Origin of the sequence: Streptomyces carpinensis, assembly GCF_002154505.1 — a bacterium.
Classification (GTDB): Bacteria; Actinomycetota; Actinomycetes; order Streptomycetales; family Streptomycetaceae; genus Streptomyces; species Streptomyces carpinensis.
In genome coordinates, this window is record NZ_MUBM01000354.1 from 1 (window position 1) to 10298 (window position 10298).

Annotated in this window: 8 protein-coding genes, 2 pseudogenes and 1 riboswitch; of the genes and pseudogenes, 2 read left to right on the forward strand and 8 right to left on the reverse strand. The window is 71.4% G+C overall.

Annotated elements, in window-relative coordinates:
• Positions 1-626: pseudogene (locus tag BZY54_RS52485) on the reverse strand (tetratricopeptide repeat protein); the annotation flags it as partial.
• A 177-nt stretch (positions 627-803) separates the two neighbouring features.
• On the opposite strand from BZY54_RS52485, the gene BZY54_RS37780 reads away from it, so the two are divergent.
• The gene (locus BZY54_RS37780) at positions 804-1301 is read left to right on the forward strand and encodes a DUF6668 family protein (RefSeq protein ID WP_086729858.1); all 498 of its coding nucleotides are present in this window, start codon (positions 804-806) and stop codon (positions 1299-1301) included.
• A 25-nt stretch (positions 1302-1326) separates the two neighbouring features.
• On the opposite strand, the gene BZY54_RS37785 is transcribed toward BZY54_RS37780, so the two are convergent.
• From BZY54_RS37785 to BZY54_RS37800, 4 genes are all read right to left on the reverse strand, one after another.
• The gene (locus BZY54_RS37785; protein WP_086729859.1) at positions 1327-2220 is read right to left on the reverse strand and encodes an ABC transporter permease; all 894 of its coding nucleotides are present in this window, start codon (positions 2218-2220) and stop codon (positions 1327-1329) included.
• A complete protein-coding gene (locus BZY54_RS37790) occupies positions 2207-3187 on the reverse strand; it encodes an ABC transporter ATP-binding protein (RefSeq protein ID WP_086729860.1) in 981 nt (326 codons plus the stop codon). Before BZY54_RS37790 ends, BZY54_RS37785 begins: the two co-directional genes overlap by 14 nt.
• 33 nt (positions 3188-3220) lie before the next feature.
• Entirely contained in the window at positions 3221-4456 is a 1236-nt protein-coding gene (locus tag BZY54_RS37795; RefSeq protein ID WP_086729862.1) for a LolA family protein, read from the reverse strand.
• 345 nt (positions 4457-4801) lie between these two features.
• Positions 4802-5812: a polyprenyl synthetase family protein gene (locus BZY54_RS37800; protein WP_086729863.1), complete on the reverse strand. Its 1011-nt coding sequence runs from the start codon at positions 5810-5812 to the stop codon at positions 4802-4804.
• 590 nt (positions 5813-6402) lie between these two features.
• Positions 6403-6594, forward strand: a riboswitch (cyclic di-AMP (ydaO/yuaA leader).
• Positions 6595-6598: 4 nt separating this feature from the next.
• Here BZY54_RS37800 and BZY54_RS37805 point away from each other — a divergent pair.
• The gene (locus tag BZY54_RS37805; RefSeq protein ID WP_086729865.1) at positions 6599-7087 is read left to right on the forward strand and encodes a transglycosylase SLT domain-containing protein; all 489 of its coding nucleotides are present in this window, start codon (positions 6599-6601) and stop codon (positions 7085-7087) included.
• Between the two features lie 52 nt (positions 7088-7139).
• On the opposite strand, the gene BZY54_RS37810 is transcribed toward BZY54_RS37805, so the two are convergent.
• The 3 genes and pseudogenes from BZY54_RS37810 to BZY54_RS37820 form a co-directional block, all read right to left on the reverse strand.
• A complete protein-coding gene (locus BZY54_RS37810; protein WP_086729867.1) occupies positions 7140-7946 on the reverse strand; it encodes an HAD family hydrolase in 807 nt (268 codons plus the stop codon).
• Between the two features lie 114 nt (positions 7947-8060).
• Positions 8061-8783, reverse strand: a pseudogene (locus tag BZY54_RS37815) (NAD(P)/FAD-dependent oxidoreductase); the annotation flags it as partial.
• A gap of 226 nt (positions 8784-9009) precedes the next feature.
• Positions 9010-10248, reverse strand: coding sequence for a carboxylate--amine ligase (locus BZY54_RS37820; RefSeq protein ID WP_086729868.1), 1239 nt, complete (start codon positions 10246-10248; stop codon positions 9010-9012).
• Positions 10249-10298: the final 50 nt, after the last annotated feature.

Sequence of the window (10298 nt, forward strand, 5' to 3'; positions counted from 1 at the left end):
GCCGTGCCCGGAGGGGTGGCAGGGGGTGCGGCGGGAGTCGTGCCGGCCGGCGGCTCCGGCACGGCACGCAGCGCGAACGTGGGGGCGGACTCGGAAGAGGACGGAGGAGACGCAGGAGACGAAGGGCGCGAAGAGGGCCCGTCGGTCGGCCGGGACTCGGGTACAGCGCGCAGGGGGAACGTGGGTGCCGTCCCCCGGGGGGCCGCCGGCTCCGGCACCTGCCGCAGCACGTGGGTGGCCTTGTCCCGCCCCGGCTCGTCCTGTGCGGCCGTGCGCAGTGGCTCGGCCGCGAAGGTGCTGGAGCCGTCGCCGTGGACCTGGAGGGGGACGACGTAGCCGATGCGTTCGTCGGTGACCATGGCGAGGACGGAACGGCCGGTGGCGAGTGCGATGCCGTGGAGGTGGTCGAGCACGGCCTGCTGGATCTCCTCGCCCGGCGCCGACCGGACCCGCACATCGCCGACCGACGCCCAGGATCCGGTGCCGGTGCCGTCCACGGACTCGGCCCCGTCGAGGGGGCCGACCGAGGCCAGGGGCACGTGGACGGCGATCGGCGCCGTCACGGATGCCGCCGAGCGCGCGGCGCGCTTCTGTTCCCGCTTCTTCTCGCGGCTCAGTCGAGACATCGGCTCCCTCACTCGGATGCGTGCCATCCGGTCCTACGCGTACCGTCGAGTCTCTCCGCTCACCTGCGCTCGCCACGTCACCGCGACGTCACAGACTCGCACCAGGAACCGCGCGGGTATGGGCGGGGTCACGCTCCGAGCGCCACGATCGTCGGGATGACGAAGGAGGGAACGGGCATGCGCACAGGCATGCAGCACGGACCGGAGATCTGGCTCCGCGGGCCGGTGGCCCGTCCCCACGACCTGTCCTCCGTCACACCCCGGCGGTTCTCCTGGGTGGCCACGCACGGCGGCGCGGGCACGACCACGCTCGCGGCCGTCTACGGCGGTCACGACTGCGGGCGGAACTGGCCCGGCCCCGACGCTCCCCGATCGGTGCTGCTCGTCGCCCGGACGCACGCTGCCGGACTGGACGCCGTCACGCGGGCGGTCGGAACGTTCCGCAGGGGCGAAGCCCCGGCCGGGCTCGACCTGGACGCCGTGGTGCTCGTCGCGGACGCGCCGGGCCGGCTGCCGCGGCAGCTCGCCGATCGGGTGAAACCGATCGAGTCCGTCATCGACGTCTACCGCGTCCCGTGGGTGCCCGACTGGCGCCTCGGCCACCTGCGCGGACAGCCGCCGCGAGAGGCCGAGCCGTTGGCCCGTCTCACCGGCGCGACCGGACGCTCGCGCTGACCTCGGACCAATGGCCTCGGGCCGGCTACGCGGTGATGTCCTTCGCGGTGAACCGCGCCCAGGCCGCCGAGCCGAACACCGCCGCGTACAGCGCCTGCAGTTCCAGGTTCTTCACCAGGCCGTCCCAGTAGACCGGCTCGCGCATCAGGTCGGCGAAGGACAGCCAGTAGTGCGAGAAGAAGTACGGCTGGATCGCGTGCAGCTGGGGTATCTGGTCGAGGATCTGCACGGTGATCAGCAGACCCACGGTCGTCGCCATGGCCGCGATGCCGCTGTTGGTCAGTGTGGAGACGAACAGGCCGAGGGCGGCGAGGCCGATCAGGGACGCGGCGACGACGAGGGCTATCAGCAGCGCCCGGCCCAGCCCCTCGGCGAAACTGATCTGCGTCCCGGAGATGGTCGTCAAGTCGCCCAGCGGGAAAAGCAGCGCGCCCACGGTGAGAGCGGAGACGGCGACCACCAGGGTGGCGACCAGGCAGAAGGCCATCGTCGTGGCGTACTTGGTGAGCAGCAGGCGGGTACGGCCGGCGGGGGCGACCAGCAGATAGCGCAGGGTGCCCGCGTTGGCCTCGCCGGCTATCGCGTCGCCCGCGACCACGCCCACGGCCATCGGCAGGAAGAACGGCAGCGTCGCCGCCAGCGCGGTGAAGACCAGGAACAGCCCGTTGTTGGTGATCTGCGTGATGAACGCCGGTCCGCCACCGCCGCCGCCTCCGACGGACGAGCCGTCCCGGGTCTCGATCCTGACGGCCACTCCGACGAGGATCGGCACGGCGGCCAGCACACCGAGCAGCGCGAGGGTCCGCCAGCGCCGGAAGGTGGTCACCAGCTCACTGCGCAGCAGCCCGAGGGTCCACAGCGGGCTCGCAGAGCCCACGTCGATCCCGGCCGGGCCCGTCGCCGCCTCAGCCCGCGACATCGAATCCCTCCCCCGTGAGTGCCACGAACGCGTCCTCCAGCGAGGCGCGTTCGACCCCGAAGCCGCGGACCCGGACACCCGCGGTGACCAGCGCGGCGTTCACATCGGCGAGGTCGCGCTCGGGTGGTTCGCCGGTCACCCGGTCGTCGGCGACGACGACGTCGCCGACGCCCTGTTCCTTCAGCACCCTGGCCGCCTCCGCCGGGTCCGGTGTGGTGACCACCAGCCGGCCACGGGCCCCGGCGGCCAGCTCGGCGACCGCGCCCTGGGTGACCAGCCTGCCTCGGGCCATGACCGCCGCGTGCGTGCACACCTGCTCGATCTCGTCGAGCAGATGGGAGGAGAGGAAGACGGTCGTGCCGTCCGAGGCCAGCTCCCGCACCAGGGAGCGGATCTCACGCATGCCCTGCGGGTCGAGGCCGTTGGTCGGCTCGTCCAGGACGAGCAGCCTGCGCGGCTGGAGCAGCGCGGCGGCGAGTCCGAGTCGCTGCTTCATGCCCAGCGAGTACGCCCTGGCCTTCTTGCCCCCCGCGGCGGTCAGGCCCACCCGGTCCAGTGCGGCCGCGACCCGGCTGCTGCGGGTGCGCGGGTCGGCGGTCGGGTCGGCGGAGTCGTAGCGCACCAGGTTGTCCCGGCCGGTCAGGAAGCCGTACAGGGCCGGGCCCTCGATCAGCGCGCCGACGTGCGGCAGCACGGCGCGCGAGGACCGGGGCATGGGGTGCCCCAGGACCCGTGCTGTGCCCGACGTGGGTTCGATCAGCCCCATCAGCATGCGGATGGTGGTGGTCTTGCCCGAGCCGTTCGGACCGAGGAAGCCGAAGACGCTGCCCGCCGGGACGGTCAGGTCCAGGCCGTCGACGGCGAGCTGTCCGCCGCGATAGCGCTTGGTGAGCGCACGGGTGTGGATGACGCTGTCATCCACGTCCCGTGCGGCCCGCTGCGGCTGCGTGGCGGACGCCTCGTCCATGGGCTCCCTCGATCCGTCGTGCCTCTCGTGTGCCTACTGTCCGGCGTTCGCCGCCTTCACCAGGGCGTCCTTGGTGACGGTGCCGACGTAGACCTTGCCGTCGTCCGTGATCAGCGCGTTGATCAGGCGGGTGGAGAAGACCGTGCCCTTGCCGAACTTGCCGCTGACGTGGTCACCGAGCGAGCCGAGGAAGCCGCCCAGGTCGCCCTTCCCGGAGGACGACGGGATGCCGCCCTTGGTGCCGGAGTCGAAGACGGCGATGGAGTTCCAGCCCTTGCCGAGGACCTTCGTGCCCTCCTTGGCCAGTCCCTTCTGCGGGGTGAGTCCCCGCTGCGGGGCGAACTTTTTGTGCGGGGCGCCCCGCTCGCCGGAGCGCCCGCGCGCCTTGGCGTCCTTCTCCTCGGTGACCTTCGCGCCCTTGGGCGGCGTGAAGTCGAACGTGGAGGCGGCCGGCTTGGCGAAGCTGACCTGGGTGAAGCCGGCGTCCACCACGGCCGCGCCGCCGCTCGCCGGGGTGAGCGTGAACTTCAGCGGCATCCCCGTCTTGGCGTCCACCGCGATGCTGATCACGCCGACCGTGGTGCCGGAGGCGTGCTTGGGCTTGATGACCAGCCGGTAGGCGTCCCGGCCGGCGACCTGCGCGGTGCCGTCGACCGTCACCGAGGTGGTGTCGTCGACCGACTTCAGGGCCTGGTCGGCGAAGTCCTTGGGCGTGGCCGGCACCTCGTCCCGGTGCTTCTTGCCGTTCTGGTCCGCGGTGCCGTGGTAGACCTCGTTGGACTTGCTGTCGTAGCCCCAGACGTCCTTGCCGTTGTGGATGAGGCTGTACTCGGCGGCGCTCTCGATCAGCGAGACCTTCTGCCGGTCCGGGCCGTCCGCCGCGACGCGCAGGGTGTGCGTGCCGGAGGCCAGCTCGGGCAGCTTGGTGCTCGGGTCGGCCGACGATCCGTCACCGCCCTTGGTCGCGCCGGAGATCAGACCGCTCTCCAGACCGCCGAGGTTCGGCAGGCCTAGGTCAGTGGTGATCTTAGCTGTGCCGGACAGCTGCTGGACGTCCGACTTGGCGATTTTCTCGATGAGTTGCTGCGCGGTGATCTTGGGAAGGTCCGGGTCGCCGGAGTCGGCGAGTGCCGGGACGAGCCCGATGGTCGCCGCCGCCACCCCCACCACCGCGACCGGGACGACGTACCGTGCTGCCTTGCGTCGCACCGAGTGCAGGTCGTCGACCTCCTCGGCGCCCCTGGTGTCGTCGGATTCGTACGGTGCCATGTGTGCCTTACCTCCGTCGTCGGCGGCGGCTGCCCGTCTGCACTGCTCCCACCCCGAGCCGCCATTCTCACCCGAATCGGTGAGGAGTGGTGTGGTCCGTGGTTTCCATCTGACCAAATCGGCCGCGCGGAAGCGTCAGACCGCGGAGCCAACTCCGTGTACGCCTGCGGTATGACACCGGGCGGCGGCGTCTCCACCACCCCTTAGGGGGCGGGGTGGAGGCGCCGCTCGATTCCGGCCTGTCCGACCTCGTTCCGCAGGAGGCGCGGAGGCCGGGAAGGAGGGAGTGGAGAAAGGGACGGCGGGGTGGAGGGAGAGCGGGGAGGGGGAGAGACCGGCTTCAGCTCAGCCGGCCCGGTGCACCACCGCGTCGCACAGCTGAAGCAGCGCGGCCTTCGCGTCGCACTCGGGCAGCGGCGCCAGCGCGGCCCGCGCCTCCTCCGCGTACCGCACGGTGTCCCGCCGGGCCTGCTCCAGAGCCGGGTGCACCCGCAGCGCCGCGAGCGCCTCGGCGTGCCGCGCGTCGTCGCTCAGGTCGGAGTCCAGCAGCTCGCACAGCGCGATGTCCTCGGACAGTCCCAGCCGCTGCGCGCGCTCGCGCAGCCGCAGCACCGGCAGGGTCGCGATGCCCTCCCGCAGGTCCGTACCCGGCGTCTTGCCGGACTCGTGCGAGTCGGAGGCGATGTCCAGCACGTCGTCGGCCAGCTGGAACGCGACGCCCAGCCGCTCCCCGTACTGCGTCAGCACGTCCACGACCGTCTCGTCGGCCCCGGACATCATCGCGCCGAACCGGCAGGAGACGGCCACCAGCGACCCCGTCTTGCCGCCCAGCACGTCCAGGTAGTGGTCGACCGGATCCCGCCCGTCCTGCGGTCCCGCCGTCTCTAGGATCTGCCCGGTGACCAGTCGCTCGAACGCCAGTGCCTGCACGCGAACCGCCTCGGGCCCCAGGTCGGCGAGGATCTGGGAGGCCCGGGCGAACAGGAAGTCGCCGGTCAGCACCGCGACGGAGTTGCCCCAGCGGGTGTTCGCGCTGGCCACCCCGCGCCGCACGGCGGCCTCGTCCATCACGTCGTCGTGGTACAGCGTCGCCAGGTGGGTCAACTCCACCACCACGGCCGAGGGCACGACCCCCGGCGCGTACGGGTCGCCGAACTGCGCCGCGAGCATCACGAGCAGCGGGCGGAACCGCTTCCCGCCTGCCCTGACCAGGTGCTGCGCGGCCTCGGTGATGAAGGGGACCTCACTCTTGGTGGCCTCGAGCAGCCCTTCCTCGACAGCCGCCAATCCGGCCTGGACATCGGCTTCGACAGCCTGGTCCCGCACGCTCAGCCCGAACGGCCCGACGACGGTCACGAGGGGTCTCCTGTCTGCTGGTGTCTGCTGGCGCTTACACGGTTTGTCGATAGGTCGCTGCCATCACTCAAGTCAGCGTATCCGGTCACGTTTCGATCACCGATGGCGCCCACCGATACAGGCCAGGCGGTATCGGATCACGCCCGATATGTTGTCGATCGCCACATATGAACAGATATTTATCGACTTGGTTCTCCCTACCCGCGACCGTCCCCACTCGCACACATGCCCACAGGTGCACACGTACGCACAGGCCAGGGCCTCACTTGAAGTGACGACCGTCACGCCCGCACACGTCACGGCCCGATTTAACCCTATTGACACGCCAATTCCGCTTAGCCGTAATTGCTCCTCACTCCATAAAACCGTGAGTTGGGTCACGTCGGACCGTCGACCCTCCGTGCGCCGCGTCTTCCCGCCTTTCCTTCCCTCGCATGCCAGTTGACTGTTGGCAGTCGCAAAGGATCAAGCACCCCAAACGCCTCAGATCAAGGTCAACTAGGACGATGTGTGAACCGAGTACTTGTTCTAGACATGTGCTCTCGCATACGTTCCGGCCGTCGGGCGGACGCCGAATCCTGCCGCCGCCCGAAACCCATCGACCGAACCACTCACGGCAGGAGCGGGGGACCCAGGTAAGTCGCCGGGCCGAACGTCGTACGTCGTCCTACGTCGTACGCCGTGCCGGAACGGCTTGGGGTGAAGCCGTGCCCTTCGGGGCGCGGCCGGGCACCTCCCCGCCCGAACCCGACAGCTCACCTCGCAGGCGACGGAGAGGAACACCCCATGCCTGCACAGGGTCAGCGTCGTACCCGAACCGCTCGTCTCTTCCGCACCCTCGCCGTCAGCGGCACGGGTGCCGCCTGCCTCGCCCTCCCGCTCGTCGGCGCCACCAGCGCCTCCGCGGCCACGCCGGCCAAGACCCCCGTCAAGGCAGCGAGCACGGTCTCCTACACCAACAACCTCGACGGCTGGATCCGCCAGTCCCTCGCGATCATGGCGGAAAAGGGCATCCCGGGCAGCTACGACGGCATCTACCGCAACGTGATGCGCGAGTCGTCCGGCAACCCCAAGGCCATCAACCTCTGGGACTCCAACGCCGCCAAGGGCATCCCGTCCAAGGGCCTGCTGCAGGTCATCGACCCGACCTTCAACGCGTACCACGTGGCCGGCACGTCGTTCGACATCTACGACCCGGTCGCGAACATCACGGCCGCCTGCAACTACGCGGCCGCGCGGTACGGCTCGATCGACAACGTCTTCAGCGCGTACTGATCGGTCCCTCCCCCGTCCCCTGCCGGTTCCGGGCCATGCCCCCGCCGGTTCTCTAGGGGAACAACCGCTCGAGGACGACGGCCACGCCGTCGTCCTCGTTCGAGGTGGTGACCTCGTCGGCCACCGCCTTCAACTCGGGATGGGCGTTGGCCATGGCGACACCCCGGGCGGCCCACTGGAACATGGGAATGTCGTTCGGCATGTCGCCGAAGGCGAGGGCGCTGTGCCGGCCGAGCCCCAGGTGCTCGGCGGCCAGCGCCAGGCCGGTGGCCTTGGTGATGCCGCAGGGCTGGAGCTCGACGGTCCCCGGCCCCGACATGGTGACCGTGGCGAGGGAACCGACCACGCCACGGGCCGTCGCCGCCAACTCGTCGTCGGACAGGACGGGGTGGCGCAGCAGCACCTTGCTGATGGGCGCGCTCCACAGCTCCTCGCGCCGCTCGACCCGCCGGGCCGGCAGGGTCGGGTGCGGCATGCGGTACCCCGGCTCGATGAGCGTGAGCCCGTCCACCCCGTCCTGGTCGACCGCGGCGTACACCTCCCCCACCTCCGCCTCGATCTTGCCGAGTGCGGTCTCGGCCGTCTCCGTGTCCAGGGTGACCGACCACAGCAGACGGTCGGTCCCGGCGTCGTAGAGCTGTGCCCCCTGGCCGCACACCGCGAGGCCCGTGGTGCCCAGGGCCTTCAGCAGCGGCCGTACCCTCGGCGCCGGCCGGCCGGTCACGACGAGGTGCCGGGCGCCGGCCGCCGCGGCCCGCGCGAGCGCGGCCAGGGACCGCTCGGACACGGCGTCGTCGCCGCGCAGCAGCGTTCCGTCCAGGTCGGTGGCGATGAGGGCATATGCAAGGGGAGCGGGCATGATCAGAGAATACGGACCCGCCGCACGAGAGACCCCACCGGAACCGGACGACCCCTACGGCCCGCGCCTTGCCGTCCACGTCCCCCCAACTCGCCCCCTGCGTCGTCGAGATGCTCAGCCGTGCGCCGCCGCCAGGTACCGGGCCGGCCGTGGCGAGGCGAGCTCCGTGCCGCACACGAAGGGCATCACCGGACCGTACGAAGCCGCCGTCGGCAGCCGCGTGAAGTACAGGCCCGGGAGCGAGGGGACATAGCCCGCGCCGAGCTTCGGGGCACCCCGGCTCACGGCCAGTTCGGTGCGCAGCTCATGGCCGAGGAAGCCCAGCGCGGCGATGTCGACGCGGTGGCCGGTCGCCGCCACGATGTGGTCGGCGGTCAGTCGCCGGGTACTGCTGCCCGGGGTGCGGACGGTCAGTGCCGCACGGCCGTCGTGGGCGTCGGCGCGCACGATCCGGACCACCTCCACCACCGGTACCGTTCCCTCGAAGCGGTCGCGCAGGCCACCGGGCCCCGGCCGAGGACCCGGCGGGCCAGTTGGTGGCGGGTCTGGGCCGGGAGGTGGCGGTATGGGGCGGGGGTAGTAGCTGAGCGCCCACAGCGACCAGGCGCGGCCGAAGGGCGACTCTGGGCGCATCCTGGGCTGGCCCCAGGGCGGAGAGCCGAAGGCGACCTTGCCGCTGCCCCGCGCCACCACCCGCACCCGTGCGCCGGCCTCCGCCGCGCGCACGGCGGTCTCCAAGGCCGGCTGGCCGGCCCCGACGATGAGCTCCTTGCAGGCGAACCGGGCCAGGTCGTGATGCCGGGAACTGTGGGACAGCGGTCCGGTGGGCGAGGGGCCGCCGGTGCCGCCCCGGCCGGCTCCGGCGCAGTCCTCCCCAGGACGTGCCGTTGCGTCACTTCGTGGGTCGGCTCGGTCGGCGGGACGGGCCGCGGAGGCGAGCGCCGGAATCGACCCGAGACAGCCGCTGGATGCGGTCGGCCGGGTCGACGGGGCGACGGGTGCGGGGTATGCGGACGTGGGCGTACGAGGGTATGGGTGAGTGGGCGGCTGCCCTGCCCGGGCGCTAACCGGTCGTGCCGCCGCGGCGGTTGGTGCGCCACAACTGGTACAGGTGCCTCGCGCCCGGCCGCACGAGGCGTGCGAGCATCGTGAGGAACGGCAGCGGGTCGTCACCGGCGAGCCAGGCCAGCTCAGTGCCGCTCGCCTTCGCCGGTGCGTGCGGTGTGGTGTATCCGCTGCGCCGGTAGGCGATCAGGGCGGGCAGGTCGATGTTCTCCACGAGGTAGCGGTGGCCGGTCCGCTGTTCCCCCTCCGGAACGGTGCGGCCGGTCAGGTCGAGGTGCATGGCGCGCACGACGTCCACCCCCGACTCGTTCTCGAAGAGCCGGAACTGGGCGCCCATGCGGGGGTTGAAGTCGAGAAGCTTGTACTGTCCGTCGCGCCGGTCGAAGCGCAGGTCGAGGTCGACGATTCCGGTGAAGCCGATCTGTTTGATGAAACGCGCGGCGAGGTCGGCGAGTTCCGGGTTGTCGACGACGTACGCGTTCGCCGTCATGCCCGCGTGCGGCGGCCAGGATCGGACCTTGACGCCGGTGAACATCGCGAGCGGGGTGGAGTCCTGGCCGAAGTAGGCGTGGACGATCCAGTCCTCGGCCTCCTCGCGCGGCAGGTACTCCTGGAGGATCACCCCCGGCCGCTCGCCCCAGTCACGGGCGAGCGTGAGCAGTCCCTCGCGGGTGGCGATCCGCGTGGTGCCGTTGACGGCCGGCCGGCTGCGGCGCACGAACGCCTCGCGGTTCTTGGCCACCACCGGGAAGCGGGCGGTCTCGGCGAACGCGGCGATGTCGTCGTACGACTGCGGGAAGGCGGCCGCCGGGCTCGGGATGCCGTGCTCGACGCACAGTTCGTGCAGGCCCTGCTTGCTGGCCAGGCGGCGCGGCAGATCCGGGGCGACGCGCGGGAAGCGGAAGCGGCCCTTGAGTTCGTCCTGGTGTTCGGCGATCAGGACGGCTGCCTCCTCGTCGGTGGGGACGAGGACGGTGGGCCGCCCGATGCGGCTCCCGATCCGCAGCAGCCCCTCCACCAGGCGGTCCGCCTCCTCGGTGCCCTTCGTCGGCCAGACGAACGCCCGCTTGAGGTAACGGGAGGAGGCCGCCGGCGTATAAGGGTCCTCGGTGATCGCGTACATGGGGACGCCCAGCCGGCCCAGACTGCGGATCGCCCCCACCCCGCCGTGGTGCAGCGGGTAGTCACCGAACTTGACGATCAGGCCCGGCACGTCGCGATCCGCCCCGAAAGGCACGCCGACGGCATTCCTGGCCACGGGTCCCCCCACGTGTCCCCCCTACGGAG

Coding starts and splice junctions, on each gene's coding strand:
- BZY54_RS37805 (WP_086729865.1), top strand. CDS start 6,599: ATGCCTGCACAGGGTCAGCGTCGTACCCGAACCGCTCGTCTCTTCCGC.
- BZY54_RS37795 (WP_086729862.1), bottom strand. CDS start 4,456: ATGGCACCGTACGAATCCGACGACACCAGGGGCGCCGAGGAGGTCGAC.
- BZY54_RS37785 (WP_086729859.1), bottom strand. CDS start 2,220: ATGTCGCGGGCTGAGGCGGCGACGGGCCCGGCCGGGATCGACGTGGGC.
- BZY54_RS37790 (WP_086729860.1), bottom strand. CDS start 3,187: ATGGACGAGGCGTCCGCCACGCAGCCGCAGCGGGCCGCACGGGACGTG.
- BZY54_RS37810 (WP_086729867.1), bottom strand. CDS start 7,946: ATGCCCGCTCCCCTTGCATATGCCCTCATCGCCACCGACCTGGACGGA.
- BZY54_RS37780 (WP_086729858.1), top strand. CDS start 804: ATGCGCACAGGCATGCAGCACGGACCGGAGATCTGGCTCCGCGGGCCG.